This is a genomic window from Komagataeibacter saccharivorans, from assembly GCF_004348195.1.
Lineage (GTDB): Bacteria > Pseudomonadota > Alphaproteobacteria > Acetobacterales > Acetobacteraceae > Komagataeibacter > Komagataeibacter saccharivorans.
On record NZ_CP036404.1, the window covers coordinates 375,200 to 401,799 of the forward strand.

The window sequence follows — 26,600 nt, forward strand, 5'->3', positions numbered from 1 at the left end:
GAATGTTCATGGATTTCGATAGATTGCCCGCAACCCTGTGGATTGCGGCGGGCGGTGCGCTGGGCACGGTCGGGCGCTACTGGGTCGGTATCTGGATGGCGCGATGGAGCCAGAGCCTGCCATGGGGCACAATCGCGATCAATGTGACCGGGTCTTTCGCCATCGCGTTTTTCGCCACGCTGACAACAGCGGCGGGGCGCTACCCGGTCTCGGATGTGGGACGCCTGTTCTTCATGGTTGGCATCTGTGGCGGGTATACTACGTTTTCATCATTCACGTTACAGACGCTTGACCTGCTGCGTGGTGGTGCGCCGGGTCGTGCCCTGCTGAATATCGGCATTTCCGTCGTTTTGGGCATGCTTGCGGTATCAGCGGGTTATCTGGTCGCCGAACGCCTTAACCAGACAACCGTATAGGAGTGCCGCGCATGCCGTGGACACCTGACGAGGCCGAAAAGCATACGCACAAAGCTACTACCCCGGTCCTGCGCAATCTGTGGGCGAAGGTCGCCAATGAATGTCTGGACCGTACAGGTGATGAAGGCCGCGCGATCCGCGAGGCAAACGCCGTCGTCGCCCGTCATGCACAGGCGGATGGCTGATTACGGAACGATATCTGCAAACGGAAGCCCGTTACTGTCCGGGCTTCCATCCGCATCTTACTGTCATACGAAAAATATCAGCGCGGTTGAAATCGCGAATGCCGTTGCCAGCAGGGCGGGGCCGATGATGTCCCATCTGTCAAGACGTCCGGCCTGTGAAGTGCCAGTATTACGCTGGCGGCGCGAATACATCCACATTGCAAGGCTCCTGTAGCCATATTCCCGGTTGGGTCGTGTGTGTCAGCAATGACTGTACGGATCGGGCTTTATATGAAGATCAGCGACAGCCATAATGCCAGTGTCAGCAGAAGAACCCCAATGCCCAGTATGGTCATGATATTGGGATTTGAGCGGTATCCAGTTCCCATAACCATGGCAACCTCCAGTTCGGCAGGAAGATCCTTCCGATACCACGCCATATGGGTGGGCGCAGGGTGGCCGGAAAGGGGCTGCTACCGCGTGAAGGCCCAAAAAGAAGCACGCCCGATCACAAAACAGGCATCACCCACTGGTCCTGTTACCGCCCGGTTTCCGGGGTAGGGCGTCAGGTCGCCGCCTGCGTATCGCCGGGACGGGTCAGGCGTTGCCGTTCTGCCGGGGTGATGACATCAGCCAGCGTATGGCTGTCCAGCACGGCCATGAAGGAGCCCATCGCCTGTCCCAGCACGCCGCGCAGGCGGCACGCATCGGCCAGGATGCAGGGTGCGTCCTTGCCCGGTTCCATCTGCATGCAACTGACCAGCGCCATATCGTCCTCGGTAAAGCGTACGACATCCCCGATCCTTATGGTGGCTGCCGGGCGGGCAAGACGCAGCCCGCCGCCACGCCCGCGCACGGTTTCGATGAAACCGCCAAGGCCAAGCCGGTGGATGATCTTCATCAGGTGATTTTCCGAAATACCGTAGGTTGTCGCGATTTCACGGATGGATGAAAGCCGTTCGGTATGGACGGCCAGATACATCAATGTTCTCAGCGCATAGTCGGTATGTAGGGTCAGTCGCATGCTTAAAGATATACAGACTTGACATCTTTTTTCCAGCGGACTTTAAAGATGTGCGAAACATACATCTTAGGAGTCAGAGATGGCCGCTCCCCTGGACGACAAGACCCGCGCGATCATCACGGCCTGCGTGCCGGCACTGGAAGGTCACGGACTGGCAATCACGACCGAAATGTACCGGCGCCTTCTGGCCAACCCGGCCATTCGTGACCTGTTCAACATTTCCCACCAGAAGGATGGGGAGCAGCCCCGCGCGCTTGCGCTGGCGGTTCTGGCCTATGCGCGGCATATCAATGATCCGGGCGTACTGGGCGCGATGGTCGAACGCATTGCTGAAAAGCATGTCGGCCTGAATATCCTGCCCGAACATTACCCGTATGTGGCCGAGGCCCTGCTGGGGGCGATCGGGCATGTTCTGGGCGATGCCGCCACGCCGGAAATTCTGGATGCGTGGGGCAAGGCCTACTGGTTCCTTGCCGATATCCTGATCGGGCGTGAAAAGGAGATTTATGAGGCGCATGAGGCAGCGCCCGGCGGCTGGATCGGCTGGCGGCCCTTCCGCGTAGCCCGTCGCGTGCGTGAAAGCGAGACTGTTACGTCCTTTGAACTTGTCCCCACCGACGGCCAGCCTGTCATGCGTCATCAGCCCGGTCAGTATCTCAGCTTCCGCCTTGACGTGCCGGGGCATGGATCGCAGCGGCGCAATTACAGCATTTCCTCCGCCCCTGATGACAGCGTCTATCGCATCAGCGTGCGCCGGATCGAAGGCGGTGTCGTATCGGACTGGCTGCATGCCAGCGTGGATGAAGGCACCGAACTTCTGGTTTCGGCCCCGGCGGGTGATTTCGTGCTGGAGCAGGCGCCTGCAATTACCCTGCTGAGTGCGGGTGTGGGTCTTACGCCGCTTATGTCGATGCTGGATACGCTGATGGGTGCAGGCAATGCGCCCGCCCTGCATTATATTCACGCCACCCGCACCCCGCAGACCGAGGCATTCGGCAGCCACGTGCGCACTCTCGCGGCTGGCGGGCGTATCCGTCATGATGTGTTCTACAGCCGTGAAACCCCGGCGGACGACGTGGTGGATGCGGGCACGACGCAGCACGCCGGTCACCTTACCCCCGAGTGGCTGAAGGCGCAGGTCCAGCCCGGCAGTGTCTATTACATCTGTGGTCCCGATGCGTTCATGCGCAGCATGGTCGCCACGCTGAAGGAAGCCGGAGTACCCGAAAAGGCGATCCGGTTTGAATTCTTCGGTTCCGCAGCGGATGCCGAACTGGCGGCGTAAGGGACGCCGCCATCCGTTACCGCCCTCTGTCGTCAGGCAGGGGGCGTTTTTTACCAGTGTCCCCTTGGTCCACCCCGGTAGGGGCCGGGTCCGTTGTGGCCGCCACGGTAATAACCATCATGCCAGCCGCGATGGTGATAGCGTGGTCCGTAACAGCCTGCGACGGAGAGCGCCAGAACAAGCGTGGTCAGTATCCTTAGGGTTCTGTTCATCGCAACCTCCTGCGGGATGCAGGTAGGAACGCCACGGGACAGGAAAGGTTTTGCGGGCGGTGGCGGGGTTCAGGTCCGGTCCGGCACGGCGAAGCAGGCCATGGCATGGGCATGCAGCGTTGCGCAGGCCGTGCTGGCATCGGCGGGCGCGAAACCGATCAGGCGCGCGCGGTACAGCGTGCCCCCGCTTGCCGGAACCGGCATGACCACGGCGGAAAGCTGAGCGCCATTGATGCCAATCATGCGCCGCGTGGTATCCAGTGCGCTGCGGGCCTCGTTACTGGTGGAAAACGCACCCACCTGAACCGCCCAGCTTCCGTGGGTCGCGGCGGTGTAGCTGACCGGCTGGACAAAGGCCGGTCGCGCGGGCAGGCCCGGTTCACCCACGGGCTGCGCGCCATCGGGTATGACAGCATCGCGCGATACCGTATCATCCGCGACCGAGGCCACCTGCCGGGTTCCCGCGCTATCGGCATGCGGGGTGTCCTGATCCATCAGGCACGGCGAAGCAGGGTCATAGGCGGCATCGGCATTGCGCAGGCATCCATCCGCCGTGCGTGACAGGGCAGCGGCCTGCGCTGGCATGACCTGCGCGCCACCACCACCGGCATAGGCGGCATTGGCATTGATGCCATCAGCACTGACCAGCATGACCGGGGCCGCCATAGGGGCCGACGGGGCAACGCCACCACCCAGATTGGGCGTGATCGCCGCGACGTACTGCACGGTTTCATCGGGCAGGGGCGTGCCGTTCTGCCGCCATGAATCCACGCGCTCCGGCCCGGCGTTGTAGGCGGCCAGAAAATCCGGTGCGCCAAACCGGTCATACATCAGCCGGATATAGGCAGTCCCGGCCATGATGTTGTCATGGGGTTCGTACGGATCGCCGCCCAGCCCGTACTGGGCCTGCATGTCGGCATAGGTTTCGGGCATTAGCTGCATAAGGCCCATCGCCCCGGCATCCGATGTGGTGAGCTGGCCACCCAGATACTCCTTACCGCCGGATTCCTGCTGCATGACGGCGCGTATCCATGAATCCGGCACGCTGAAGCGGGTTGCGGCTTCCTGTATATAGGGGCCCCATGGATCATCAGCCGTGCCCGGCGCGTGGTAGATGCGCTGTCCTGCCGTGGCGAGGGGACCGCGCACCGTCTGCGGTGCCGTGGTACACGCCGCCATGGCCAGCGTTAACGCGACAGACAGCCCGAACCGGCATCGTGCGATGGCATCCGTGCCCACGGCCATGATCTTCTACCTTTGCCCTGTAATATGTCCCCTCATATCAATCCCGGCCCCTGCGCCGCAATCAACTTTGTGCAGGGACGGGCAGGGAAGGCCGGTTTTCGATCAGGGCAGGAAACCCGCGCCCATCACATCGTCAATCAGGTTGTCAAGGAAAGTGCGGTGGCGTCCGCTTCCCCCGTCGGAAGGGGACTGCTCCCCGGCCTGCGCCTCAGCGGGTGGCGGCGGGTTCTGGCCTGACGCCAGACGCCACAGATAGTCGGAGCGCGTGCGTTCCTCTTCCATGGAAACGGCGGCCCTGCGCAGGTTCTCCAGCGCCGTTTTCGCGGCCGGGTTGCCATGTTTCACAAGGGGAAGCAGGGCTTCAGCCGCGTCGCTGACACGGGCCTGACTTTCCTCGATCTGGGCGCGGACGTTGAAATAGGCTTCCGCGATGGCTTTTGTGTCCATGACCTCTCTCCGCATGCATCTGGAACATGAACGTAGCGCAACGCCGGTCCGGACGCCAATCAATGCAGGTGTGAAGGGGAAGCGGGGAAGGAAGGGGGCGGTATGGGCCGTGGCGTCCCCTACGCATCGTGAACCGGATACGGTCACGGTCCGTGCTATCGTGACAGTTGCGGGGTCTGCCGGTTTTTCATTCCGCAAATCGAAATCGTCATCTGCCGGAAATGGGGGTTGTCGCGGCGCGGGGCGTGGGGATCAAGTGCGCACATGAACAACCTTGCTACTGCACAGGCGGCTGACGGGCCTGTCATTCATGCCTCCCCGCCACGGCCTTCGTATATTCCGCCGTTCGGGCTGCGGACGGTCATCGGCTGCCTTGGCATGCTGCTGGCTGTGCATGTGGCGGGTTTTAATGAACACGTAACCGAAATCGGCCTGTCCGATATCCGTGGGGCGATGCATATCGGCCACGACGAGGGCACGTGGGTCATCGCCATCTATGAAGCGTTCAATATTGCCGCCATGGCTTTCACGCCGTGGTTTTACATGACGTTTTCCATCTACCGTTTTTCCATTTTCATGACGGCGATGCTCGCGCTGCTGTCCATCCCGGCGCCCTTCATGCCCGATGTGACGTCACTGTGCATCCTGCGTGCGTTCCAGGGACTGGCGGGCGGGTGCCTGCCGCCGGTGCTGATGACCGTCATGCTGAAATACCTGCCACCACAGATCCGGGTGTTCGGCATCGGCGGCTATGCCATGAGCGCCACCTTCGGCCCCAATCTCGGCCTGCCGCTGGAAGCGTTCTGGTTCGAGCATGTGGGCTGGCACTGGCTGTACTGGGAAATCATACCCACGGCCGCCGCCGCCATCGCCATGATGGCTTACGGCCTGCCGCGCGATCCCATGCATTTCGAACGGTTCGAGAAGTTCAACTGGTTCGGCATCCTTGTGGGCCTGCCTGCCATCTGCTCGCTGGTCATCGTGCTGTATCAGGGCGACCGGCTGGACTGGTTCCGTTCCCCAATCATCACGGATCTGGCGTTGTGGGGTGGTGCGGCCTTCGTCGTCTTTGTCATTAACGAGGCGTTTCACCCCAGCCCCTATTTCCGCATCCAGTACTGGCGGTCGCGCAACATTCAGGCGTCGCTGCTATCGCTGGTGGGGATTCTCGCCATCTGCGCGATGATGGGGGATATTCCGGCGGTCTATCTTGAGGGCGTGCGTGGTTACCGTCCCATACAGGCCGCGCCCGTGGCGCTGGTGGTGGCGCTGCCGCAGCTTATCATGCTGCCGCTGATCGCGGCCATCTGCAACCGGCGCACGGTGGACTGCCGCTATGTGCTGGCGGGGGGCATGCTGTGCCTGGCGGCAGCGGCGTGGCTGGGCACGTGGCTTACGGTGGACTGGGTGCGCGACAATTTCTACGTGCTGCAGGTGCTGCAGGTCTTTGGCCAGCCCATGACCGTCATCCCCACGCTCATGCTGGCGACCATGGCCATGGGGCCCGCGGACGGGCCGTTCATTTCCGGCATGGTGAACATGCTCAAGGGGCTGGCCAATGCGGTGGCCTATGCCCTGTTTGCCGCGCTGACCCGGCGGCGGGAACAGTATCATTCCACCATGCTGCTGGACCATAACGGCACGCACGGCCTTGCGCTGCAGGGCATGGGCAACCCCATCGGGCAGCAGCTGTCCGCAACATCACCCGACAGTGCGCATGTGGCGCGCAACACGCTGCAGGTTTTCCATACCTACGTGCATGAACAGGCGCTCGTACTGGCGCTGAACGACATCTATTACATCCTCATCTGGGTCTGTCTTGGCTACGCCGTCATGAATCTCATCCTGCCGCACCGGGTCTATCCGCCGCGTGCGCCATCCCCCGATACTCCAGCCCGCTAAACCGGAATTACCGATCATGATTTACAAGAAACCGCTGCTTTACGCCGGTTGCGCCGCAGGTGTGCTCGCCCTTGTCGCCTGGGGTGGCACGCGGCTGGTCAATGGCGATGGTGTCAACCAGTACACGAACGATGCCTATGTCACGGCGGATTTCCCCACCGTGGCCCCCAAGGTTTCGGGACGTATCGACCGGGTGATCGCGCAGGACAACCAGCAGGTCCACACCGGCGAGGAACTGGCCCATATCGAGGATGACGACTACCGCGCGGCACTGGAGGTCGCACGCGGCAACCGGCAGGCGGCGCAGGGCGATGTCGCCAATCTGGAAGCGGAAATCGCACGGCAGGATTCCGTAATCGCGCAGGCCCGCGCCGCCGTGCTGGCCGATCAGGCGGCACTGGTGTTCGCGCGCCAGAACGCGACGCGGTACCGCAACCTGTCGTCAGGCGGGGCAGGCACCATCGAGCAGAAACAGGCATCCGATGCCCATGAGAAGGAAGCCGAAGCCGCCATATCACGCGATCAGGCCGGCGTGGACGCCGCCATCCGTCAGGTTGCTGTCCTTCAGGGCCAGCTTGAACGCGCCCGTGGCGTGCTGCTGCGCGCGCAGGGGGATGAAAAACAGGCCGAACTGAACCTGTCCTACTGCACCATTCCCGCCCCCATGGATGGCGTTGTGGGCGAACGCGGGGTGCGCGTGGGTAACTACGTCCATCCGGGCACGGGCATCCTTGCCGTCGTTCCAACGCATGAAGCCTACGTGCTGGCCAATTTTCAGGAAACCCAACTGACGAAGGTGCAGACCGGGCAGCGCGCGACCATATGGGTCGATACGTTTCCCGGCCATCCGCTAAAGGCGCATGTGGACTCCCTTGCGCCCGCGACCGGCGTGGCTTTCGCCCCCATCCAGCCCGATAACGCAACCGGCAACTTTACGAAGGTGGTCCAGCGCATCCCCGTCAAGCTGACCTTCGACCCCGGCCAGCCGCTTGCGGAGCGGGTGCGTGTCGGCATGTCGGTCGAAGCGAATATCGATACATCTTCCACGCCGGAAGGCCCGCATGCCAGTGACGCGCGCTATGTCTGGCAGTAACGCGGTGAAGCGCCTCCTCCTTCCGGGGCTGTCGATGCTGGCGCTGGCGGCATGCACCGTTGGCCCGGACTATCACAAGCCGCAGGTCAGGGCGCCCGAGGCATGGCGCGCGACCCAGCCGCCAGCCGAAAGCCAGGTGACGGGCGCCACCGCCGATCCGCAGTGGTGGAAACTGTTCAACGATCCCGTCCTGACCCGGCTGGAAAACGAGGTCGCGGCTTCCAACCTCGACCTGCGTGCGGCGAGCCTGCGTCTCATGCAAAGCCAGGCGGAGCGGCGGATCGCCAGCGCCGCGCAGTTTCCGCATGCACAGGCCAATGCGTCCTACGGTCGTGAACGCGCCAGCACCAATGGCGTGCTGGGCCTGCTGGGCACGATGGAGCGTGAGGGAGCGGGTTCCATCGCATCGGGCACGCAGGGCTTTGGCCCCACCGCGCTGCCCGGCAGCATTGGCAATCCGTCCTTCAACCTGCCGCAATATGGCATGAACGCGTCATGGGAAGTGGATTTCTGGGGCCATGTGCGCCGTCAGGTGGAAGCCGCCACCGCCGCCATGCACGAAACCGAGGAAATGCGGCGGGACATGCTCGTCTCCCTCATGGCCGAGACGGCGCAGGATTACATCGACCTGCGTGCCGCGCAGACCCAGCTTGGCATCCTTGAACATAATATCGAGATCTCCACCAATAGCGTCAGGCTGACGACCCTGCGTTTCCAGCAGGGGGCTGCAACCCGGCTGGATGTGGCCGAGGCCACGGGACAGCTTCATACATTCACATCCCGTCTGGCCCCGCTGCGCGCGCAGGTGACGCACAGGCTCAATGCCCTGAGCTTCCTTGTGGCGCGTGAACCCGGCGCGCTGGATGCCGAACTGGGCAAGGCGGGGGATATTCCGGCCGTGCCCGCCGTGGTGCCTGTCGGCCTGCCATCGGAACTGGCTGAACGCCGCCCCGATATCCGCATGGCGGCGGATCACCTGCATGCCGCAACCGCCAGTATTGGCGTGGCAATCGCCGATTTCTTCCCGCGCGTGACCCTGTCGGGCAGTCTGGATGTGCAGGCGCTCCAGTTCAGCGGGCTGGGGTCGTGGGCATCGCGGCAGTACGGTTTTGGCCCCACGGCGACCCTGCCCCTTTTTGAAGGGGGACGCCTGACGGGGCAGTTGCACCTGCGTCGCGCGCAGCAGAAGGAAGCGGCGACGATGTTCCAGCGTACAGTGCTGAAGGCATGGCAGGAAATCGACGATGCGATGGCCGATTTCACGGCGGCCCAGCGGCAGCGTGATGAACTGGCCCTTGCCGTGCAGGAAAACGAGATCGCGGTCGAGACGGCGAAGGCACAGTACACGCAGGGCTCATCCGACTTCCTGAACGTGCTGACATTGCAGAACGCATTGCTGTCATCCCAGAGCGCACTGGTGGACGCCACGGCGCATGTGGCAGGATCGGTAACGCATCTCTACCGCGCGGTAGGGGGCGGATGGGAAGATATCTATCCGCAGAAACAGAAGACGAAAAAGCGGGCATGAGGGACAGGGCATGATAACGATCCGGCGCGCGGATACACTGGGCAGCGCCCGTTCGGAAGGCCTGACGCTGCGGTGTCATTTCGCATTTGCGGATTACCGCGATCCGGCCTGCATGCACGAAGGACGCCTGCGCGCCATCAATACGGGTACGCTGCCACCCGGCGGGTCCTACCATCTGGGCCCGGAAGCCAGCGTTGATATCCTGACCTGGTTGGGCAGCGGGCGTGTCACTGCCCATGCCGATGACTTCGCGCCCGAAGATGTATGTGCGGGCGGCCTGCATCTGGCCAGCACGGGCAGGGGATGCCGGACACTGGAATGGACGGCGGGTGCAGATGGCGCGTCCTTCATTCAGTTCTGGCTCATGGCCGATACGGAGGGCACGACCCCCGCGCAGGAAACCCGCGCCGCGCTGGCGCAGTTCGAGGATGGGGGGTTTACGATCCTTGCATCCGGCTTTCCCGAAGATGACCCGGAGGAAAGCGAAAGTGTATCGGACGGTGCCCCCGTCACCCTGAGTGCGCGCGCACGCCTGCTGCACGCCGCCATTGCGGCGGGGGAGGGCGCGGCCTACCAGACCAGCGCCGGACGCGACCTGTATCTTGTGGTGGTGTCAGGCACAGTAAGTATTGACGCCAGCATACTGCACGCGGGCGATGGCGCCGCTGTAACCGATGCCACGGACCTGACCGTAATTGCACACGAAGCAGCGGTCGTGCTGCTGACAGACGTTGCGGCGTAAATGGGCCTGCGCGTCCCTGTGACCTGACCTGCCGCCAGGGCAGCTAGAATTTGGGCAGGGGAATATGGGGCGAGAACAGGCACCCGATAACAATTCCGCCCAGAAAAAGAATGACCATCAAGGTGGTCAGCATGCCGTTCCTTCGTTCCAGAGGCGTGGCGAAAGGGGGCTTGATGCTTCGGTCCGCCAGGGGAGGGGGTTCGCCATCCGTCCTGAAATTCCTGCTCATGGCCGTATTCCTGTTGCTGGATTGCGCTGCCTGAACGTTACCCCCGCGCCGTAAGTTTCGTAGTGGAACAATAAAGGCGTCAATAAAGAAGTGAAAACGTCGGCACACGACGGAGAATTATTATTCACTGCGTTGTGAAGGGATCGTTTTTTACGTCCACGGCGTTCTGCCTGCGCAATGGTCGGGGCAACCTGATATCATGCGGTAACCGGAAGTATAAAGCGTAATATAAAAAACGGGATGCAAACGGATGGCAGCGCTGTTCACGCCCCGCGCCAATGTCATCATGACTGCATCCCTGCTTGCCATCGCCTGCGCGGTCACAAGCGGCTGCCTGCTGTGGTTCGCGTGGCCGTATACCGATTATGCACGGCAGGTGGGGTGGACGATCGAACAGCCGGTTCCCTTCAGTCACCAGCATCATGTCGCGGGGCTGGGCATTGACTGCCGGTTCTGCCACAGCAGCGTCGAACGCAGCGCGCAGGCCAGCATGCCCCCGACCTTTACCTGCATGACATGCCATTCACAGATATGGACGGATGCAGCGGTACTGGCGGGCATTCGTGACAGCTTCCTCAGGAATACACCGATGACCTGGCAGCGCGTGACCGATGTTCCCGATTATGTCTATTTCAACCATGGCATCCACGTCACGAAGGGTGTGGGCTGTGAAAGCTGCCATGGCAATGTCGCCACCATGGCGCTGACATACAAGGCAAAGAGCCTGACAATGCAGTTCTGTCTGGACTGCCATCGCGATCCCGGCCCCAGCCTGCGTCCCGCTGAAAACATATTCGATACCGACTGGCATCGCGTCCCGTCCACGCCCGGACCCGCGGCGCTGCTGGCGCGTTATCACGTAGGCGGGCGTAATCTTACGGAATGTTCGATATGTCACCGCTAGGCCGGTTTTCCGGTGCGCAGGCGGCGCGGCGGCTCATGGCCCTGCCGGATAGCGAACTGGCACGCCGGTTTCCCCACCTTGAAGCCGCCCTGTCGCATCCGCTGGACCGTCGGCGGACGCTGCGGCTGCTTGCACTGGCGCTGGCTGGCGGGGGAATGGCCGGGTGCGGTCCGGGCACGCCTGACCGGGGCTTCGTTTCCGCCGTAAGGGCTGCCGAAGGCGTGGTGCCGGGTATCCCCAACATCTACGCCACCGCCCATGTGCGCGATGGCTATGCCGAGGGCATTCTGGTGACGCACCAGATGGGCCGTCCCATCAAGGTTGAAGGCAATCCCGCCCATCCCGCCAGCCTTGGTGCGACCGATGTCATGGCGCAGGCCCTCATCCATGATTTTTACGATCCCGACCGCGCCACCGGCCCGCTGCATCGGGGCATGCCGGTATCGTGGCAGGATCTGGCGGATGCGATGCATGCAATGCGCGCTGCCGTCACGGCCCCGCGTTCCGATGGGGGCCAGCCGGGCCGCAGGCTGCGTATCCTGACGGGCACGGTCACGTCGCCTGCGCTGGGCCGGACCATAGATCAGCTACTGGCTGCCTGTCCGGGTGCGGTGTGGCACCGATGGGATGCGATCGGGCGGGAGAATGTCAGCCGGGGGACCAGTCTCGCCTACGGGCAGCCGACTGCGGTTACTGCTGATCTGACGCAGGCGGATGTGCTGCTTGCGCTGGACAGCGATCTGCTGGACAGCGCGCCGGGGCATCTGGCCCATGCGCGCGCCTTTGCCGCGCGGCGCAATCCGGTTCGGGGTGTCATGAGCCGGGTATACGCGGTGGAATCCACGCCATCGCTGACCGGCGTGGCGGCGGACCACCGCTTCAGCGTGTCGCCTGCCGTGCTGAACGAGGTCATTGGCCGGTTATCCGCCCGTATCCTGCAAAACGAAGCGCCATCGGGTGGCCCGGACTGGCTGGGTGCCGTAGCCACGGACCTGCGTGCCAGTCGGGGGCGGGCCGTCATCCATCTCGGTCCCGACCACGCGCCGGAGGTCCACGCCGTGGTACACGCCATGAACGAGGCCCTTGGCGGGCGCGGTCGGGTGTTCGACGTGATCGCAACGCCCGAATATCAGCCCGCTGCCCCACAGGGCACGCTGTCGGATCTGATCGCGGATATGGAAAGCGGGGGCGTGGACGCGCTGCTGATTTTGGATGTCAACCCGGTCTATCAGGCTCCGCGTTTCGCTGCCGCGCTTGGCCATGTGGCGCACAGCATCACCCTTGCGGACCGCCCGCATGAAACGGCGCAGGCCGCGCGCTGGCATGTCCCGCTGGCGCATGGGATGGAGGACTGGGGCGATGCGCGTGGGCATGACGGTACGGTCGCCATCGTGCAACCACAGGCCATGCCGCTTTATGGCGGGATGAACCTGCTCAGCGCCCTGCATGCCTGCATGGGCCAGCCGTTGCGCCCCGCATCCGATCTGCTGCGTGCGACGTGGCGCGAGCATATGCCATCGGCACGGGACTGGCATGATGCCCTGGCGTCGGGCGTCATCGCGCGGACCCGCTCCCCGTCCGTCAGTGCGGCGTTGCAGCCCGCGGCCGTACGGGTGGCGTCTCCCGCCTCATTTCCCCGCACGCCCGCGCAGCCCGTCCTGCTGCTGCGGCCAGATCCCCATCTATGGGACGGGCGGGGGGCGAATAATCCATGGTTGCAGGAACTGCCGCGCCCATTGAGCAAGGTGGTGTGGGACAACCCGCTTCTGGTCCCGCCGGACCTTGCGCGCGACCTGCACCTGCGCAACGGCGATGTGGTGGATCTGTCGCAGGGGGAACACCATGCGCGGCTGCCCGTATGGATACAGCCGGGACAGGCGGCGGGATGCGTGGTTGGCTTTCTGGGCTGGGGGCGCATTCATGCGGGGGAGACGGGCAATCACGTCGGCACCGACCTGTATCCGTTCCGTGACGCGACCGGCCCCGTGCGGGTTGACGTGACGAAGGTTCCCTCCGTTCCGGTGGCGTGTACGGAACATCACGCCACGATCATCAACACCGCACCATCGGACATCGCCCGTCATGGCACGCTGGAGCAGTACAGGGCCAACCCGGCATTCCTGAAGGATACGGAGGCGGGGCAGGAGGATACGCTGTACCGCAGGCCCCCGGATGCAACCGTGGCATGGGGCATGGGCATCGACCTGAATGCCTGCATCGGCTGCAATGCCTGTGTCGTCGCCTGTCAGGTGGAAAACAATGTGCCGGTGGTTGGACGCGATGCGGTGCTGCATCAGCGGGAAATGCACTGGCTGAGGATTGACCGCATCTACGAAGGAACGGAGGCCGCGCCCGATACGTTCTTCCAGCCAATGCTGTGCATGCATTGCGAGCAGGCCCCGTGCGAGACCGTCTGTCCGGTGGGGGCGACGACACATGATTCCGAAGGCCTGAATGTCATGGTCTATAATCGGTGTATCGGGACCAAGTTCTGCTCCAACAACTGCCCCTACAAGGTCCGGCGGTTCAATTACTTTGCCTTTGCCCAGCGCGAAAACCGCCCCGCCCCCAGTCGCAATCCCGATGTATCGGTCCGCACGCGCGGGGTCATGGAAAAATGCACGTTCTGCGTGCAGCGTATAGCGCAGGCCCGGATCGTGGCGGACCGTGATGGCGTGCCCGAACAGGTAGTCACCGCCTGTCAGGCCGCCTGTCCCACGCAGGCCATAAGCTTTGGCGACATCAACGATCCCATTGCGGACGTAACGCGGCGCAAGGCCAGCCCGCTGGATTATGCCGCCCTGCCTGAACAGGGCACGCATCCGCGCGTGACATATGAAGGACGCATCCGCAACCCGAACCCGGATATCGGGTCATGACCGGACGCATCGTCCATCCTGGCGAGACCCCGTGGTCCATGACGGAACGGGTATGCGTCACCACCCTGCGCCCCGATGCGGGGCTGTGGACGCCGCTGTGGTGGTGGCTGTGCCTTGGCGCGGCGCTGGCGCTGCTGGCGGGGGGCATGGTGTCGGTTGCGTGGCTGTTTTACGCGGGGCTGGGGATATGGGGCATCGACTGGCCCGTGGCGTGGGGTTTCGATATCCTCAATTACGTGTGGTGGATTGCCATTGCATCGGGCGGTACGTTCATTTCCGCCCTGTTTTTCCTGCTGCGCGCGCCATGGCGGACATCGCTCAACCGGCTGGCCGAAAGCCTGACGCTGTGCGCGGCACTGTGTGCGGCCATATTCCCCATCCTGCATCTGGGACGGCCGCAGTTTTTCTACTGGCTGTTTCCCTATCCCAACACGATGGGGCTGTGGGCGCAGTTCCGCAGTCCGCTGGTATGGGATTTCTTCGCCATTCTGGCCTACGTGCTGTGTTCCGTCCTGTTCTGGTATTTCGGGCTGCTGCCTGACCTTGCCACCCTGCGCGAACGCGCGCAGCGCCGGTGGCAGCGCGTGTTCTATGGCGTGCTGGCGCTGGGGTTCCGTGGGTCGGCCCGGCAGTGGCGGCATTACCAGCCGGTCTACGGCGTCATGGCGGCCCTGATGGCCCCGCTGGTGGTGTCGGTGCACAGTATTGTAGGCATGGATTTTGCCGGTGGGGCCGCAACCGGCTGGCATTCCACACAGTTCCCGCCATTTTTTGTATTCGGCGCGGGACTGTCGGGGTTCGCCATCGTGCTGCTGGCTGTCATTCCCCTGCGTCCGGCCCTTGGGCTGCAACCCTATATCACCGACTGGCATATTGATGTGCTGGGCAGGCTGCTGCTGACCGCCAGCCTGTGCGTGGCATATGCCTATGTCATGGATGTCTTTTCGACATTCTACGGCCCCGATCAGGCTGACCGGACCATGTTCGCTTTCCGGCTGCATGGACTTTATGCGCCCGTCTACTGGGGCACCATCATGCTGAATATCGTGTTCCCGCAACTGCTGTGGTGGCGCGGGGTGCGGATGAACCAGCCGGTGGTATGGGCAATCAGTCTGGGCGTGCTGGTCGGCATGTGGCTCGAACGTTTCCAGATCATCGTAAGCAGCCTTGCACGCACGCAGCTACAGTCCGCCTGGGGTCAGTATACGCCCACGCTGTGGGAATGGAGCCTTCTGGCGGGCACGATCGGGCTGTTCCTGACCGCTTTCCTGCTGCTTGTCCGCTTCATCCCCATGCTGGCCATGGCGGAGATGCGGGCAGTGCTGGAGGACAGGCCCTGATTATCGCCGCCTTCGCCACGGAGGCGACCCTGAACGACGCCGCCACCACATTGTGGCGGGAGGGGGCATGCGTGGTCGAAACCTATACCGGCACGCAGCCCGGGGATAATGGCGGCGGCTCCATCCTGCCTGTACTGATGCTGGGTGGGGGTGTTGCGGGGGGCATGGGTGGTTTTGGCATGCAGGTCTATGCCACGACCATAAGCTATCCGCTTGATATTGGCGGCAGGCCCAACCTGTCATGGCCGTCCTATATCCCCGCCACCTTTGAACTGGCGGTACTGGGCGCGGTGCTGGCGGGAATTATCGGCTACTTCGTAACCGTGCGCCTTCCACGCCTGTATGACCCGGTGGATGAAAGTGCCTCCATGCGCGATGTGATGAAGGGGGCGCATGTCCTGGTCGTGCGTTCAGGCGACCGTGCCAGGGCGCGCCAGATGCTGTCGCGCTACGAGGTGCTGGGTATTGAGGAAATCGGGCCATGAACGCGGTGCGGCCCGTGTGCATCATGGCCATTTCCCTGCCGCTTCTGGCCGGTGGGTGCGATGACATGTCGAAGCAGGACCGGGAAAACCCGTACGCCAGCCGTAACAGCGCACCGGCGGATATTGCGCAGGGAACCGTGCCCTATCACGACGCGCCGCATCCCGTGCCCCCGCTTACGGCGGGCCTGCTGCAACGCGGGCGCAACGAATATCATGCCTTCTGCGCCCCATGCCATGCCGAAACGGGCAATGGTGACGGCATGGTGGTGCAGCGCGGCTTTCCCGCCCCCCTGCCGCTGGTCACGCCGGATGGCCATGCCCTGCCGTCGCGCCACGTCTATGATGTCATTACCGTGGGGCAGGGGATCATGTACGGCTTTGCCCAGCGGATCGCGCCGGAGGACCGATGGGCCATCGTCGCCTATCTTCACGCCCTTGCGCGCAGCCAGCATGCCACCCGCGCCGATATGACGCCCGAACAGCAGGCGAGCGCGCAATGAAGCACGCGCTTCGTATCGCCGCCGGTGTCGCGGCTGTTGCGCTGGTGGCTGTGGTGGCAGCGGCGATCCGGGTGCCGCAGGCGGTTTTCCCGGCGTGGCTGGCGGTATGCGCCGCATGGATCGGATGGCCGCTGGGCAGTATGGCGCTTGTGCTGGTGCATGCGCTGACGGGGGGACGGTGGGGGGATATCCTGCGTCCCGCCCTGCGCGCCGGGATTGCCACATTGCCGCTGGGCATACCCGCGCTGGCGGGTGTGCTGTGGGGCGCGCGCCACCTGTATCCGTGGGTGCAGCCCGGCGGCGGGGCGCGGATCACCAACGGTTTTTACCTGAACGTGCCCTTCGCCATGGGGCGGGTGGTGGCCTACGTGCTGGTATGGGGATGGCTTGGGACTGTCTGCCTGCGCGGGCGTGATGTGGGGCGTACTGCGCCTGTCGGGCTGATCGCGCTGGCGTTTACCTCCGGCTTTGCCGCGATTGATCTGACCGAATCCCTTGATCCGCATTTCAGTTCCAGCGCGTACGGGCTGATCGCCGCCGCCGGTTCGGTGCTGCTGGCCTTCGCGGTGGGTGTGCTGATGGAAGGGATGTGGGCGCGGGGGCAGGACCTGCGCGACCTTGCACGCCTGCTGCTGGGGCTGACGGTGCTGTGGGCATATCTGGATTTCATGCAGTTCCTGATTGTGTGGCAGTCGAACCTGCCGGTGGAGGCCGCGTGGTACGCGCCCCGGCTGCGGGGCGCATGGGGGGGCGTGGCGCTGACTATCGTGGCGCTGCATTTCCTGCTGCCCTTTGCCGTGCTGGTGCTGTCGCCACTTCAGGCCTGGCGGCCTGCCATCATGCTGGCGGCGGGACTGCTGACAGGCATGGAAATACTGCGCAACCTCTGGCTGGTCCTGCCCACATGGACACAGCCCGTACCGCTGGCGGGGGTGGGACTGTCGCTTCTCTTCTTCGGTGGCGGCAGCGCGCTGCTGGTCCTGCGCCACAGGAACCGCGAAAGCGTCCTGTCATGTTCCGTACAGCCGGGAGACGCCCATGTCTGAACATCCTGCATCAGCGCAACCGCACCATGAAACCCGAGACATTTCCCTGCGTGCGGCGGTCATGGGGGGCGTGGTCATCGGCATGGTGGTGGGCGGGCTGGTGATACTGGCGGACGTGCTGTTCCCGCAGAAATCACTCGACCGGCTGCTCCGGCCGCCCTTTCCCGTCATTGCGGAACCGGCCCTGCAATCCGACCCGCCGGCGGACATGGCGGCGTTCCACACGCGGGAAATGGCCATCATGAACAGTTTCGGCTGGACCGACCGGCCACGCGGCATCGGGCATATCCCCATCGATCAGGCCATGCAGGAGACCCTGCGCGATGGTATTCCCGACTGGCCCCAAGGTGATGCGCCATGAACACGGTGGGGGCAATGGCGGCACGATGGCGCAGCGTGATGCTGGCGGCCATGCTGGCATGCCCGGTCATTATTGCGTGGGGTGGAACCGGTGTCGCGGCGGATGAGGCGATACAGGCACTGGCCTTTACGCCCCGGCAGGGTGTCGCCCTGCCACTGGATGCCCGCTTTGCCGATACCACGGGACAGGTGCGGCCGCTGGGGGCGTTCCTTGGTGGCAGGCCCGCCATTGTATCAATGGGGTATTACGCCTGTCCCAACATGTGCGGACTGGAACGCGCGGACCTGCTGCATGCGCTGGCGCGTAGCGGGCTGCACAGCCCGGCCGACTATACCCTGCTGGTTGTCAGCATCGACCCGTCTGAAACGCCAGTGCAGGCGCGTCAGGCGCGCGATGACGATCTGGCCCATTTTCCAGCATCCACGGCGGGGGCAGGATGGCATTTCCTGACTGGGGACGCCGCCAGCATCGGGCGTCTGTCGCGCGCCGTGGGGTTCCATGCGCGCTTTGATCCCCGGCTGGGGCAATATCTCCATCCCATGGGGCTGGTGTTCGTGACCCCTGCGGGCGTGGTGTCCGGTTATGTGCTGGGGGTGGGCTACCAGCCCGGCGATGTGCGCCAGGCGGTGGCCCATGCTGCGCGGGGCGAGCGCGTTGCGGCATCGCCGGTCCTGCTGCTGTGTTTCCATTACGACGAAACGACGGGGCGTTACACGCTGGCGGTGGAAAAGCTGTTACGGATCGGCGGTGGGCTGACCGTACTGATGCTGGGGACGATGCTGTTCATGGCGCACAGGCGGGGCCTGCGATGAGCTGGCTGCCTGAAGCCTCGGGGCATGCCACGCGGGTTGATGTCCTGCTGGCGGGGCTGCTGCTTATCAGTCTGGCGGTGCTGGGGCTGGTGTTCGGGCTGATGGTTCTCAACATCATCCGCTTCCGGGTTGGAAGCGGGGTGCCGGTTTCGCATGAAGCCGTGGTCCATAAAAGCTGGGGGTTTGAAATCGGCTGGACCGTGGCGACGCTGGTGATTTTCTTCGCCCTGTTCATATGGGCGGCACGGCTGTACGTAGTGGGGTTCCAGCCACCATCGGGTGCGATCCAGATCTATGTGACCGGCAGGCAGTGGATGTGGAAGGTGCAGTATCCCGGCGGCCAGCGGGAGATCAACGCGCTGCATGTCCCGCTGGGACGGCCGGTGCAGCTACTGATGACATCGGAAGATGTCATCCATGATTTCTCGATCCCCGTGCTGCGGATCAAGCACGATGTCCTGCCTGGACGGTACCAGAGCCTGTGGTTCATTGCCACGCGTCCCGGTTCCTTCCGTTTTTACTGCACGCAGTTCTGTGGCATCGGGCATTCGCGCATGACGGGTACGCTGGTGGTGCTGGACAGCACCGAATACGCCGACTGGCTGGATCATACCCCAGCCAGTGGCAGTCTGGCCACGGCGGGGGAAATGCTGTTCATCCATAATGGATGCAGCGGCTGCCACGTATCGGGGCGTTACGCGCCCGATGCGCAGGACACCAGCCGCGCACCGTCCATGGTCGGGCTGTATGGCAGCCTGGTCCCCGGCCCCGACGGGCGGCCCGTGCGGGTGGATGGCGGCTTCCTGCATGACGCCATCCTTCATGTTGGGCCCGCGCGCACACCGCAGGCAAATTATACCACCACGATGCCGTCCTTCCGTGGCGTGCTGGGGGAAGATGATCTGGCGGCACTGGTGGCCTATCTCCAGACACTGTCGCCATCCGTGCCTGCGGGCATGGGGGCTGCGGCCGTTACCGCGCGTGACGGGGGGTGAATGTCCATGGCACCGATGGCAGACAGCGCGAACGGTTACCTGTGGCAGGACGGCACCCTGCGGTCATGGCTGCTGACGACCGACCATAAACGGATCGCACTTCTTTACATGGCGTCCATCACCGCGTTTTTCATACTCGGCGGCGTAGGGGCGGCCCTGATCCGGTTGCAACTGCTCGTGCCTGCCGGGGCCATCCTGTCCGATGAGACCTACAGCCGCATGTTCACCCTGCATGGCGTTGTCATGGTCTGGCTGTTTCTGGTGCCTTCCATTCCCGTCACGCTGGGCAATTTCCTCGTGCCGCTGATGCTGGGCGCGCGGGATCTGGCCTTTCCAAGGCTGAACCTGCTGAGCTGGTACCTGTTCGTCATGGCCGGGATGCTGGTGGTTTACGGGCTGTTCCGGGGCGGACTGGAAACGGGGTGGACGTTCTATACGCCGCTATCGACCGATTATACGCAGGGCCATGTGCTGCCGGTGGTGGCGGGGGTGTTCCTCAGCGGTTTTTCCTCCATCGCGACGGGTGTGAATTTCATCATAAGCATCCATCAACTGCGTGCGCCGGGCATGACGTGGTACCGTCTGCCGCTGATGCTATGGGCGCTGTATGCCACCAGTGTCATTTTCGTGCTGGCGACGCCGGTACTCAGCATTACGCTGGTGCTGCTGGCGTTCGAGCATTTTTTCCATGTGGGCGTGTTCGATCCCGCGCTGGGGGGGGACCCGCTGCTGTTCCAGCACCTGTTCTGGTTCTACTCCCATCCGGCGGTCTACATCATGATCCTGCCCGGTATGGGGGTGATAAGCGAGGTGGTCAGCACTTTCTGCCACAAGCCGGTCTTTGGTTACAGGTTCGTGGCCTGGTCTTCCATTTCCATTGCCTCGATCGGGTTTCTGGTCTGGGGGCACCATATGTTCGTGGCGGGCACATCGCTTTACGCCGCCGTGGTGTTTTCCATGCTGAGTTTCCTTGTATCGGTTCCCTCGGCCATCAAGGTTTTCAACTGGCTGGGGACGATGCATGGCGGGGCGATCAGGCTGGATGCCCCCATGCTGTACGCCATGGGCTTTATCGGCCTGTTTACGGTGGGGGGGCTGACCGGGCTGTTTCTGGCATCGCTGGCCAGTGACGTACACCTGACACAGACATATTTCGTGGTGGCCCATTTCCACTACATCATGGTGGGCGGCATGGTTTCGGCCTATTTTGCCGGGCTGCATTACTGGTGGCCCAAGATAACGGGACGGATGTATCCCGAAATGTGGGGACGGACTGCGGCTGGGCTGCTGTTCTTCGGGTTCAACCTGACGTTCTTTCCGCAGTTCCTGCTTGGGTATGAGGGGATGCCACGGCGGTACGCAACCTATCCGGCGCAGTTTCAGGTGCTTAATGTACTGTCATCTGCGGGTGCCAGTATCCTTGCGCTGGCCTATATCCTGCCGCTGGTCTATTTCGCATGGTCATTGCTGCGTGGTGCGCGCGCGAGCGACAATCCGTGGCAGGCAACCGGACTGGAATGGCGCACATCCTCGCCCCCGCCTACGGAAAACTTTGCACATGTCCCCGTCGTAAATCATGACGCATATGATTACGCCGCGCTGGATCAGGCGAACCGGGCCGCCAGTCAGGAGCCGCCCCATGCCTGACGACCTTGCCCCCTATGACACGCCGCAACACCGTGACGAAACGGCGGTGGCGGGAATGTGGCTGTTCCTTGCCAGTGAAGTCCTGCTGTTTGGGGGGCTGTTTCTGGTCGTTCTGGTCTATTCGCACACCCGTAGGGCGGGATGGATCATGGGCGTGCGGCATACCAACCTTATCATAGGCAGCATCAACACGCTGCTGCTGCTGACCAGCAGCGCCATGTACACTCTTGCGGTCGTAGCCGCGCGGGCGGGACGCGCGCGCCGCATCATTGCCCCCGCACTGGCTGCCGCCGGGCTGGGGGTCGCCTTTCTTGGGCTGAAAAGCTGGGAATGGCATCTCGAATTTAGCGAACACCTGTTTCCCGGTGCGGGTTTTTCCATTTCGGGGCCGGATGCGGGTGGCGCGCAACTGTTCTACAGCTTCTATTTCCTGTCTACCGCGCTGCATGGGTTGCACATGCTGGTGGGGATCGGACTGATCCTGTGGGTCTGTTACCGCATGGCCCGGCGCAGGGGGCAGCCCGTGCCCGTCATACCGGTGGAGGTGGTTGGACTGTACTGGAGCTTTGTAGATCTGGTCTGGATATTGCTGTTTCCCGTCCTCTATCTGGTCGGGCGGGTGTGATGGTTCGCGTTATGGCATGCTGGGGCGCGCTCATGGTGCTTTTCATGGGGGAACTGGCTATCGCCACGACCGGTTTCGGGCCGGGCATATGTGCGGTGGCGGTGCTGATGGGGCTGGTTATTGTTTTCGGCTTCATGCGTATTACGCTGGCGCCGCCACTGGCTGCGATCTTTGCACTGGGCAGCCTGTTCTGGCTGGCGATACTGCTGTCCCTTGGCAGTCTGGACAGTTTTAGCAGAACAAATTTTTCCGTGGGCGATACACTTTCGTCGCGCACCCAGAATGCCGTGACTGCACGGGACAGGGCGCCGTGATGCAGGATCGTGCGGACGGCACCCTGAAGCGCGACCGGAACACCGGCGCGGGCCGTTTCAAAGTCAGCCCAACGCATCGGCTTCCGGACGGGCAGATAAAATCTGTCCACCAGTATGAAGCAGCACCATTTTCGCATCCCGCCAGAAACGGGCAGGGACACAGGCCGCCCTGCAGCGGGGCAGGGCGGCTTCGACGTATCAAGCGGTCAGACAGTAATCAGCGGATGACCCCACAGACGACACGGTCGCCCGCGCCACCAATCGGCTGCGTCCTGTAATCGTCGGGGTTGGCGTGAATGACCAGCGCCGCGCCATCGGCATCCAGCAGGGCAGGGCGGCCATCCTTGCCATTAAGCGAAACCAGCGTGGAATAGAGCTCCACCGTCGCCGTCCCGTCCTGATTGACAAAAAGGTTGGGCAGGTCGCCCGCATCATTGGCGTTGGGGTTCAGCAGGCCATGCACGACCGGCGTGGTCGCATGCACATGCGCACCGGCGCTGGTGAATTTCGGCGGGCCGCAATCGCCTTTCTCATGGAAATGGATGCCGTGCCAGCCCGGGGTCAGCCCCTTGGCCATGATGCGCAGGATAACGCCCTTGGGTGCTTCCGCGATGTTGGCTGTCCCCCGGTCGGTTCCGTCCGTTCCGACCAGATGGGCCGTTGCCGTATCGGCGGCATGGGCCATTGCAGGTAGAACGGCCAGACCGATGGCAAGGGCGGCAGATAGTTTAAGGCGGGAGACAGGCATAAGGCATTTCCTTTTCCGGTTCAGGGTGCATCGGGAAAGCGGCGCACCATGCCTGCAAACGCCTGGAATGCTGGCACGATGCACCGCGTGATGCCCCCCGTATGATGGCAGCTTGCCGTAATTACGAGTGCGTCGCAATTACCGAAGAAGTGAGTGCCGCGTCCCTTGCATCACAGTATAAGAAAAGCGTGCTGCCTGCGGTGAAACTCCTGTCCCGTACCGTCCGTTGCACGGGCATCCTTTATGGAGAAGCGCCATGCTCAGGATGCAGGTAAAAGATAACCCGGATATCCCCGTGCCGTCTGAAGCGCCGCCATCCGTGCCGCCGACACCGATATCCGATCCCGGCCCGGACCCCGACGAGGACCCGGATGACGACCCGTTGGGCGATCCCGACAGTCCCGCCCCCGACTGGGATGAGGATGAACCGATAGATCCCGACAAGGACGGCCTGATAGACCCGCTGGAACCCGATGAGGAGGATGAAGGGCCGGTTTCAGACTGGTAAGGGCGTCCGGGACAGCAGGTGACAGCATGGAATAACGGACACCCGCCGCCAGCGCGATGGGGGAGACATGCTGGCTTGGATTTTCCTCTGGCAGCGGCAGGAATGTGAAAATTGATCCCAGAACTGTCCTGTGGTTCCGCTTCGTTGTGAACGCCTTGTCGCAGCGGCATGGTGCCGCGACAGTGTGACCAGCACCAACCGGATGGGTGCCGCAGCGTGTGGATTATAGAGGGAATAGGGCGCGGGTACAAGCCAAAAACACTCCACGGATTTTCCACAGATCGAGGTAGATTACCGTAGACAGATATAGACGCTGGTAGACTTTCCCGTTTCGGGAATTATCACACACAACGCTGGTTTTTGGCGGAATACCCGGAGCCGAGTGGTGGGCGCAACAGGGATTGAACCTGTGACCCCTACCATGTCAAGATAGTGCTCTACCGCTGAGCTATGCGCCCAATCGGCTCCGGTGAGATGGCTTTTACTCACCATTTCAGGGGGATGCAACCCCCCTTTTGAAAAAAATCGCATTGACCCGAAAGCCGCCGCCTGTCCCTATGTCGGGATGTGTCACCATGCCTGCCTGTCCACGCGCATAACGCGGCCTGCCAGCCCGGCTGGGGCGCAGGATCTGCCGTGACGGCCCCTGTCGACCCGCCACTGCGCATCCTTGCGCCGCAGGGCAGGGCAGCCCCCGTCATCGTCGCGTCCCCACATTCGGGGCGTGATTACACGGCTGAATTCCTGCGCATGTCACGGCTGGATGCACATGCGCTGCGGCGCAGCGAGGACTGTTACGTGGAACAGTTGTGCGAAGGGTCGATGGGGCAGGGGGCGACCATGCTGCACGCCACGTTTCCGCGTGCCTATTGCGACGTCAACCGCGAAGCGTGGGAACTGGACCCCACCATGTTCCGCGATCCGCTGCCCCACTGGTGCAATACGACCAGCAGCAAGGTGCGCGCCGGATTTGGTACGATTGCCCGCATCGTCTCCCGCGACGGGCCGATCTATCCCCGTCCGTTACCGTTCAGCGAGGCGGAAACGCGCATCCGTACCTGCTGGCAGCCCTATCACGATACGCTGTCGCGTCTGGTGCAGGCATGCCGGGACCAGCATGGCTGCTGCATCCTGCTCGATGCCCATTCCATGCCGACGCCACAGGGGCGGGGCGAGATGCCGGATTTCGTGCTGGGCAATGCCTGGGGCACGTCCTGCACGGCGGAACTGACAGTGCTGGTGGAAGATGTGCTGAGCGGGCATGGTTACACGGTAGCCCGCAACGTGCCGTTTGCCGGTGGCTATGTGACCCGTCATTACGGTCGGCCACGTCGGGGCGTGCAGGCCCTGCAGCTTGAAATCAGCCGTGGCCTGTACATGGATCAGGATTCGCTGGAACCCCATGCGGGCTTCGTATCGCTACAGGCCGTGCTGACCGACCTGTTCGCCGCCATCGCGCAATACGGCGACCTGCTGGCCCGGCAGGTGGCGGCGGAATAGGAACGGGCCGGAACCGTGACCGGCCCGATCATGGCTTACGCCGTTTTCGGGGGGACGCTGCCCTGCGGGGTCTGGGCGTTGACGGCTTCTGGCAGCAGGTGGGCCAGAACCGGCAGGATGGTTGCGGCGGGCAGGCCGGTCTTGTCCACCATGGCCTGTACCTGCTGGTTGTTCAGCAGCGTGCGCAGTTCATCGGTGGAAATGGGCAGGTTGTGGCCATCGCCAACCCATGAACGGACCTTGTCGCCCAGTCCGGCCTGTTCCGCCTGTGCCAGCATGGTATTGAGGGTATCGGGCGTAAGCAACTGCGACAGATAGGAATGAACCTGCTGCGACAGGCCGGTGGCACCCGCCAGTTCGCTCAGCTTGCCCATCACGTCGTTGAAGATACCGCTCATGCTGCTTCCTTCCGGTCTGTTATGTCGTGGCTGTGATTATACGACACGACATACAGTTATAGGACTTATCTATAAAAAAGGATAAAAAAAAGCGGTGCATGCGCACCGCTGAGTTTAGGGAGGAAACGTCCAAGAAGCAGTTGCACAAGGCAGGTCTGCTTCCCACCCTTATGATTGACCTCACGGGGTTGTGTCAACAAAAAAAGCGGCGCGGTTATTTATGACGTGCCTGATACATATGCCATGACAGCAGGGTCTTGGCGTCCGTCATGCCGATACGGGGCAGGTCAGCCATGTTGACGACGTGCAGGCGGATATATTCATGCTCGCAGGCAAGGCCGGTCTGGCGTTCGGCAAGGCTGCGGGCCAGCGCCTCCTCTATATGCAGTTCGGTGTAATACAGGCCGATGGCTTCGTCACAGCCGCCGGGGGAAAGCCAGACGTCCGTCAGTCTGATCAGGTCCTTTTCCCGCACGCGCAGATCCGCGCCCACTTCTTCCGACAGTTCACGCAGCGCGGTACTGACAAATGCGCCACCATCCAGCATGCCCGCGGGCAGGGCCAGAAGGTCGGGCCGGGCGATGGGTACGCGTGCTTCGCGTGTCAGGATGGTGGGATCGGGATGGCCAGGGCATTTCAGCACGATCAGCACGGAGACGGAATCACCACGCAGCAGGGCGAGGCCGGGGACAGGCTCGCCATGATGCAGGGCATCGGCCTGCACCAGAATAAAGCCCATGCGGGTCGCGCTGAAGGCCACCGCATCGCGCACCAGCACATGGCGCAGGGTGAAGCGGGCGCGCATGCCGTCATACCAGCGGCGGAAATGCGGCGCTGTCAGCACGCGCGCCTGCAATGCCGCGTCGATGCCGGGGGCAAAGGAAATATCGGTTAACGGGTCCATGCGGTTCCTGCCTTGCCTGCCTGCCGGTTCGCCCTGTTGTTCATGCGGCTTCCGGGGCGGCCATAAATAACGGGCGATCCTCTCCATCCCTTGTGCGGCCATGTGCCGGTTTAATCAACCGCGTGGTGGGGGCTGGTCACATGGGAAAGCTGCCCCCGCGATCATCGCGGCCAGCCGCATGACAGGATTGAAAAGTCGCCGCAATGTCATGGGCATCGCCACGCCCACGGGTCATTTCATGCATGGATTGCCGTTCTACCCGATGCGTGGCTGACACGCCGTCAATGCGTGAGCGCAGTCCAGAAACAGTCATCCCGTTTTTCTCGAACGCAGACAGGACGGCAGCA

The 26,600-nt window shown here is 63.0% G+C and carries 30 protein-coding genes and 1 tRNA gene; 21 read left to right on the forward strand and 10 right to left on the reverse strand.

Annotation, left to right across the window (positions count from 1 at the left end):
* Nucleotides 1-8 precede the first annotated feature (8 nt).
* Together crcB and KSAC_RS17180 are read left to right on the forward strand one after the other, a co-directional pair.
* Nucleotides 9-416: a fluoride efflux transporter CrcB gene (gene crcB, locus KSAC_RS01555; RefSeq protein WP_102324258.1), complete on the forward strand. Its 408-nt coding sequence runs from the start codon at nucleotides 9-11 to the stop codon at nucleotides 414-416.
* A gap of 11 nt (nucleotides 417-427) precedes the next feature.
* Nucleotides 428-601, forward strand: a complete 174-nt coding sequence (locus KSAC_RS17180) for a hypothetical protein (RefSeq protein ID WP_162900495.1) — start codon at nucleotides 428-430, stop codon at nucleotides 599-601.
* 544 nt (nucleotides 602-1,145) lie between these two features.
* On the opposite strand, the gene KSAC_RS01560 is transcribed toward KSAC_RS17180, so the two are convergent.
* The gene (locus KSAC_RS01560; protein ID WP_102323923.1) at nucleotides 1,146-1,604 is read right to left on the reverse strand and encodes an RrF2 family transcriptional regulator; all 459 of its coding nucleotides are present in this window, start codon (nucleotides 1,602-1,604) and stop codon (nucleotides 1,146-1,148) included.
* A gap of 79 nt (nucleotides 1,605-1,683) precedes the next feature.
* Between KSAC_RS01560 and hmpA the strand changes: the two genes are divergently transcribed.
* A complete protein-coding gene (gene hmpA / locus KSAC_RS01565) occupies nucleotides 1,684-2,889 on the forward strand; it encodes an NO-inducible flavohemoprotein (RefSeq protein ID WP_132303822.1) in 1,206 nt (401 codons plus the stop codon).
* Between the two features lie 50 nt (nucleotides 2,890-2,939).
* On the opposite strand, the gene KSAC_RS17185 is transcribed toward hmpA, so the two are convergent.
* From KSAC_RS17185 to KSAC_RS01575, 3 genes are all read right to left on the reverse strand, one after another.
* Nucleotides 2,940-3,101 carry a hypothetical protein gene (locus tag KSAC_RS17185; RefSeq protein ID WP_162900494.1) on the reverse strand — a complete coding sequence of 54 codons (162 nt, stop codon included), beginning with the start codon at nucleotides 3,099-3,101 and terminating at the stop codon, nucleotides 2,940-2,942.
* A gap of 69 nt (nucleotides 3,102-3,170) precedes the next feature.
* Nucleotides 3,171-4,346: a lytic transglycosylase domain-containing protein gene (locus tag KSAC_RS01570; protein WP_132303824.1), complete on the reverse strand. Its 1,176-nt coding sequence runs from the start codon at nucleotides 4,344-4,346 to the stop codon at nucleotides 3,171-3,173.
* A 102-nt stretch (nucleotides 4,347-4,448) separates the two neighbouring features.
* Nucleotides 4,449-4,793 (reverse strand): hypothetical protein, encoded by a 345-nt coding sequence (locus KSAC_RS01575; protein ID WP_102323920.1) that lies wholly within the window; start codon nucleotides 4,791-4,793, stop codon nucleotides 4,449-4,451.
* Between the two features lie 264 nt (nucleotides 4,794-5,057).
* Between KSAC_RS01575 and KSAC_RS01580 the strand changes: the two genes are divergently transcribed.
* Genes KSAC_RS01580 through KSAC_RS01595 form a run of 4 tightly spaced genes read left to right on the forward strand, consistent with a single transcriptional unit; the run spans nucleotide 5,058 to nucleotide 10,058 of the window.
* A complete protein-coding gene (locus KSAC_RS01580; protein ID WP_102323919.1) occupies nucleotides 5,058-6,695 on the forward strand; it encodes an MFS transporter in 1,638 nt (545 codons plus the stop codon).
* A gap of 16 nt (nucleotides 6,696-6,711) precedes the next feature.
* The gene (locus KSAC_RS01585) at nucleotides 6,712-7,788 is read left to right on the forward strand and encodes an HlyD family secretion protein (protein WP_102323918.1); all 1,077 of its coding nucleotides are present in this window, start codon (nucleotides 6,712-6,714) and stop codon (nucleotides 7,786-7,788) included.
* 4 nt (nucleotides 7,789-7,792) lie between these two features.
* Nucleotides 7,793-9,316 carry an efflux transporter outer membrane subunit gene (locus KSAC_RS01590; protein ID WP_102324257.1) on the forward strand — a complete coding sequence of 508 codons (1,524 nt, stop codon included), beginning with the start codon at nucleotides 7,793-7,795 and terminating at the stop codon, nucleotides 9,314-9,316.
* A 10-nt stretch (nucleotides 9,317-9,326) separates the two neighbouring features.
* Nucleotides 9,327-10,058 carry a pirin family protein gene (locus KSAC_RS01595; RefSeq protein WP_132303826.1) on the forward strand — a complete coding sequence of 244 codons (732 nt, stop codon included), beginning with the start codon at nucleotides 9,327-9,329 and terminating at the stop codon, nucleotides 10,056-10,058.
* A 43-nt stretch (nucleotides 10,059-10,101) separates the two neighbouring features.
* Here the strand turns inward: KSAC_RS01595 and KSAC_RS01600 are convergent, their stop codons facing one another.
* Nucleotides 10,102-10,287 (reverse strand): hypothetical protein, encoded by a 186-nt coding sequence (locus KSAC_RS01600; protein ID WP_102323916.1) that lies wholly within the window; start codon nucleotides 10,285-10,287, stop codon nucleotides 10,102-10,104.
* 250 nt (nucleotides 10,288-10,537) lie between these two features.
* Here KSAC_RS01600 and KSAC_RS01605 point away from each other — a divergent pair, with 250 nt between their 5' ends.
* Genes KSAC_RS01605 through KSAC_RS01660 form a run of 12 tightly spaced genes read left to right on the forward strand, consistent with a single transcriptional unit; the run spans nucleotide 10,538 to nucleotide 22,195 of the window.
* Nucleotides 10,538-11,191 (forward strand): cytochrome c3 family protein, encoded by a 654-nt coding sequence (locus KSAC_RS01605; RefSeq protein WP_132303828.1) that lies wholly within the window; start codon nucleotides 10,538-10,540, stop codon nucleotides 11,189-11,191.
* The gene (locus KSAC_RS01610; RefSeq protein WP_132303830.1) at nucleotides 11,179-14,070 is read left to right on the forward strand and encodes a 4Fe-4S dicluster domain-containing protein; all 2,892 of its coding nucleotides are present in this window, start codon (nucleotides 11,179-11,181) and stop codon (nucleotides 14,068-14,070) included. The genes KSAC_RS01605 and KSAC_RS01610 overlap by 13 nt, the downstream gene beginning before the upstream one ends.
* On the forward strand, nucleotides 14,067-15,410 hold the full coding sequence (gene nrfD / locus KSAC_RS01615) for an NrfD/PsrC family molybdoenzyme membrane anchor subunit (RefSeq protein ID WP_132303832.1): 1,344 nt from the start codon (nucleotides 14,067-14,069) through the stop codon (nucleotides 15,408-15,410). The genes KSAC_RS01610 and nrfD overlap by 4 nt, the downstream gene beginning before the upstream one ends.
* Nucleotides 15,411-15,412: 2 nt before the next feature.
* Nucleotides 15,413-15,895 carry a DUF3341 domain-containing protein gene (locus KSAC_RS01620; protein WP_408884749.1) on the forward strand — a complete coding sequence of 161 codons (483 nt, stop codon included), beginning with the start codon at nucleotides 15,413-15,415 and terminating at the stop codon, nucleotides 15,893-15,895.
* Nucleotides 15,892-16,395 (forward strand): c-type cytochrome, encoded by a 504-nt coding sequence (locus KSAC_RS01625; protein WP_132303834.1) that lies wholly within the window; start codon nucleotides 15,892-15,894, stop codon nucleotides 16,393-16,395. The genes KSAC_RS01620 and KSAC_RS01625 overlap by 4 nt, the downstream gene beginning before the upstream one ends.
* A complete protein-coding gene (locus KSAC_RS01630; RefSeq protein WP_132303836.1) occupies nucleotides 16,392-17,441 on the forward strand; it encodes a hypothetical protein in 1,050 nt (349 codons plus the stop codon). The genes KSAC_RS01625 and KSAC_RS01630 overlap by 4 nt, the downstream gene beginning before the upstream one ends.
* A complete protein-coding gene (locus KSAC_RS01635) occupies nucleotides 17,434-17,802 on the forward strand; it encodes a hypothetical protein (RefSeq protein WP_243705257.1) in 369 nt (122 codons plus the stop codon). The genes KSAC_RS01630 and KSAC_RS01635 overlap by 8 nt, the downstream gene beginning before the upstream one ends.
* Entirely contained in the window at nucleotides 17,799-18,614 is an 816-nt protein-coding gene (locus KSAC_RS01640; protein ID WP_243705258.1) for an SCO family protein, read from the forward strand. The genes KSAC_RS01635 and KSAC_RS01640 overlap by 4 nt, the downstream gene beginning before the upstream one ends.
* Complete coding sequence (gene coxB / locus KSAC_RS01645; protein WP_132303838.1) at nucleotides 18,611-19,609, forward strand: cytochrome c oxidase subunit II; 999 nt, start codon at nucleotides 18,611-18,613, stop codon at nucleotides 19,607-19,609. The genes KSAC_RS01640 and coxB overlap by 4 nt, the downstream gene beginning before the upstream one ends.
* Nucleotides 19,610-19,615: 6 nt before the next feature.
* The gene (locus tag KSAC_RS01650) at nucleotides 19,616-21,256 is read left to right on the forward strand and encodes a cytochrome c oxidase subunit I (protein WP_110547933.1); all 1,641 of its coding nucleotides are present in this window, start codon (nucleotides 19,616-19,618) and stop codon (nucleotides 21,254-21,256) included.
* Nucleotides 21,249-21,881, forward strand: a complete 633-nt coding sequence (locus KSAC_RS01655) for a cytochrome c oxidase subunit 3 (protein ID WP_132303840.1) — start codon at nucleotides 21,249-21,251, stop codon at nucleotides 21,879-21,881. Before KSAC_RS01650 ends, KSAC_RS01655 begins: the two co-directional genes overlap by 8 nt.
* On the forward strand, nucleotides 21,881-22,195 hold the full coding sequence (locus KSAC_RS01660) for a hypothetical protein (RefSeq protein WP_243705259.1): 315 nt from the start codon (nucleotides 21,881-21,883) through the stop codon (nucleotides 22,193-22,195). The genes KSAC_RS01655 and KSAC_RS01660 overlap by 1 nt, the downstream gene beginning before the upstream one ends.
* 217 nt (nucleotides 22,196-22,412) lie before the next feature.
* On the opposite strand, the gene sodC is transcribed toward KSAC_RS01660, so the two are convergent.
* Nucleotides 22,413-22,943: a superoxide dismutase[Cu-Zn] gene (gene sodC / locus KSAC_RS01665; protein ID WP_102323907.1), complete on the reverse strand. Its 531-nt coding sequence runs from the start codon at nucleotides 22,941-22,943 to the stop codon at nucleotides 22,413-22,415.
* Between the two features lie 256 nt (nucleotides 22,944-23,199).
* Here sodC and KSAC_RS01670 point away from each other — a divergent pair, with 256 nt between their 5' ends.
* Nucleotides 23,200-23,451 (forward strand): hypothetical protein, encoded by a 252-nt coding sequence (locus tag KSAC_RS01670; RefSeq protein ID WP_110547917.1) that lies wholly within the window; start codon nucleotides 23,200-23,202, stop codon nucleotides 23,449-23,451.
* A 383-nt stretch (nucleotides 23,452-23,834) separates the two neighbouring features.
* Here KSAC_RS01670 and KSAC_RS01675 read toward each other — a convergent pair.
* Nucleotides 23,835-23,909, reverse strand: a tRNA-Val gene (locus tag KSAC_RS01675).
* A 178-nt stretch (nucleotides 23,910-24,087) separates the two neighbouring features.
* On the opposite strand from KSAC_RS01675, the gene KSAC_RS01680 reads away from it, so the two are divergent.
* Entirely contained in the window at nucleotides 24,088-24,951 is an 864-nt protein-coding gene (locus KSAC_RS01680) for an N-formylglutamate amidohydrolase (protein WP_132303844.1), read from the forward strand.
* Between the two features lie 35 nt (nucleotides 24,952-24,986).
* On the opposite strand, the gene KSAC_RS01685 is transcribed toward KSAC_RS01680, so the two are convergent.
* The 3 genes from KSAC_RS01685 to KSAC_RS17190 all read right to left on the reverse strand — a co-directional run bounded on the left by KSAC_RS01685 (nucleotide 24,987) and on the right by KSAC_RS17190 (nucleotide 26,566).
* On the reverse strand, nucleotides 24,987-25,349 hold the full coding sequence (locus tag KSAC_RS01685) for a YidB family protein (RefSeq protein ID WP_102323837.1): 363 nt from the start codon (nucleotides 25,347-25,349) through the stop codon (nucleotides 24,987-24,989).
* 214 nt (nucleotides 25,350-25,563) lie between these two features.
* Nucleotides 25,564-26,253 carry an NUDIX domain-containing protein gene (locus KSAC_RS01690; RefSeq protein WP_132303846.1) on the reverse strand — a complete coding sequence of 230 codons (690 nt, stop codon included), beginning with the start codon at nucleotides 26,251-26,253 and terminating at the stop codon, nucleotides 25,564-25,566.
* A gap of 136 nt (nucleotides 26,254-26,389) precedes the next feature.
* Nucleotides 26,390-26,566 (reverse strand): hypothetical protein, encoded by a 177-nt coding sequence (locus KSAC_RS17190; RefSeq protein ID WP_165927268.1) that lies wholly within the window; start codon nucleotides 26,564-26,566, stop codon nucleotides 26,390-26,392.
* Nucleotides 26,567-26,600 lie beyond the last annotated feature (34 nt).

Bases quoted from the DNA above. Each gene is read 5' to 3' on its own strand.
- crcB (WP_102324258.1), top strand. From the start codon at position 9: ATGGATTTCGATAGATTGCCCGCAACCCTGTGGATTGCGGCGGGCGGT.
- KSAC_RS17180 (WP_162900495.1), top strand. From the start codon at position 428: ATGCCGTGGACACCTGACGAGGCCGAAAAGCATACGCACAAAGCTACT.
- KSAC_RS01560 (WP_102323923.1), bottom strand. From the start codon at position 1,604: ATGCGACTGACCCTACATACCGACTATGCGCTGAGAACATTGATGTAT.
- hmpA (WP_132303822.1), top strand. From the start codon at position 1,684: ATGGCCGCTCCCCTGGACGACAAGACCCGCGCGATCATCACGGCCTGC.
- KSAC_RS17185 (WP_162900494.1), bottom strand. From the start codon at position 3,101: ATGAACAGAACCCTAAGGATACTGACCACGCTTGTTCTGGCGCTCTCC.
- KSAC_RS01570 (WP_132303824.1), bottom strand. From the start codon at position 4,346: ATGGCCGTGGGCACGGATGCCATCGCACGATGCCGGTTCGGGCTGTCT.
- KSAC_RS01575 (WP_102323920.1), bottom strand. From the start codon at position 4,793: ATGGACACAAAAGCCATCGCGGAAGCCTATTTCAACGTCCGCGCCCAG.
- KSAC_RS01580 (WP_102323919.1), top strand. From the start codon at position 5,058: ATGAACAACCTTGCTACTGCACAGGCGGCTGACGGGCCTGTCATTCAT.
- KSAC_RS01585 (WP_102323918.1), top strand. From the start codon at position 6,712: ATGATTTACAAGAAACCGCTGCTTTACGCCGGTTGCGCCGCAGGTGTG.
- KSAC_RS01595 (WP_132303826.1), top strand. From the start codon at position 9,327: ATGATAACGATCCGGCGCGCGGATACACTGGGCAGCGCCCGTTCGGAA.
- KSAC_RS01600 (WP_102323916.1), bottom strand. From the start codon at position 10,287: ATGAGCAGGAATTTCAGGACGGATGGCGAACCCCCTCCCCTGGCGGAC.
- KSAC_RS01605 (WP_132303828.1), top strand. From the start codon at position 10,538: ATGGCAGCGCTGTTCACGCCCCGCGCCAATGTCATCATGACTGCATCC.
- KSAC_RS01610 (WP_132303830.1), top strand. From the start codon at position 11,179: ATGTCACCGCTAGGCCGGTTTTCCGGTGCGCAGGCGGCGCGGCGGCTC.
- nrfD (WP_132303832.1), top strand. From the start codon at position 14,067: ATGACCGGACGCATCGTCCATCCTGGCGAGACCCCGTGGTCCATGACG.
- KSAC_RS01625 (WP_132303834.1), top strand. From the start codon at position 15,892: ATGAACGCGGTGCGGCCCGTGTGCATCATGGCCATTTCCCTGCCGCTT.
- KSAC_RS01630 (WP_132303836.1), top strand. From the start codon at position 16,392: ATGAAGCACGCGCTTCGTATCGCCGCCGGTGTCGCGGCTGTTGCGCTG.
- KSAC_RS01635 (WP_243705257.1), top strand. From the start codon at position 17,434: ATGTCTGAACATCCTGCATCAGCGCAACCGCACCATGAAACCCGAGAC.
- KSAC_RS01640 (WP_243705258.1), top strand. From the start codon at position 17,799: ATGAACACGGTGGGGGCAATGGCGGCACGATGGCGCAGCGTGATGCTG.
- coxB (WP_132303838.1), top strand. From the start codon at position 18,611: ATGAGCTGGCTGCCTGAAGCCTCGGGGCATGCCACGCGGGTTGATGTC.
- KSAC_RS01650 (WP_110547933.1), top strand. From the start codon at position 19,616: ATGGCACCGATGGCAGACAGCGCGAACGGTTACCTGTGGCAGGACGGC.
- KSAC_RS01655 (WP_132303840.1), top strand. From the start codon at position 21,249: ATGCCTGACGACCTTGCCCCCTATGACACGCCGCAACACCGTGACGAA.
- KSAC_RS01660 (WP_243705259.1), top strand. From the start codon at position 21,881: ATGGTTCGCGTTATGGCATGCTGGGGCGCGCTCATGGTGCTTTTCATG.
- sodC (WP_102323907.1), bottom strand. From the start codon at position 22,943: ATGCCTGTCTCCCGCCTTAAACTATCTGCCGCCCTTGCCATCGGTCTG.
- KSAC_RS01670 (WP_110547917.1), top strand. From the start codon at position 23,200: ATGCTCAGGATGCAGGTAAAAGATAACCCGGATATCCCCGTGCCGTCT.
- KSAC_RS01685 (WP_102323837.1), bottom strand. From the start codon at position 25,349: ATGAGCGGTATCTTCAACGACGTGATGGGCAAGCTGAGCGAACTGGCG.
- KSAC_RS01690 (WP_132303846.1), bottom strand. From the start codon at position 26,253: ATGGACCCGTTAACCGATATTTCCTTTGCCCCCGGCATCGACGCGGCA.
- KSAC_RS17190 (WP_165927268.1), bottom strand. From the start codon at position 26,566: ATGACTGTTTCTGGACTGCGCTCACGCATTGACGGCGTGTCAGCCACG.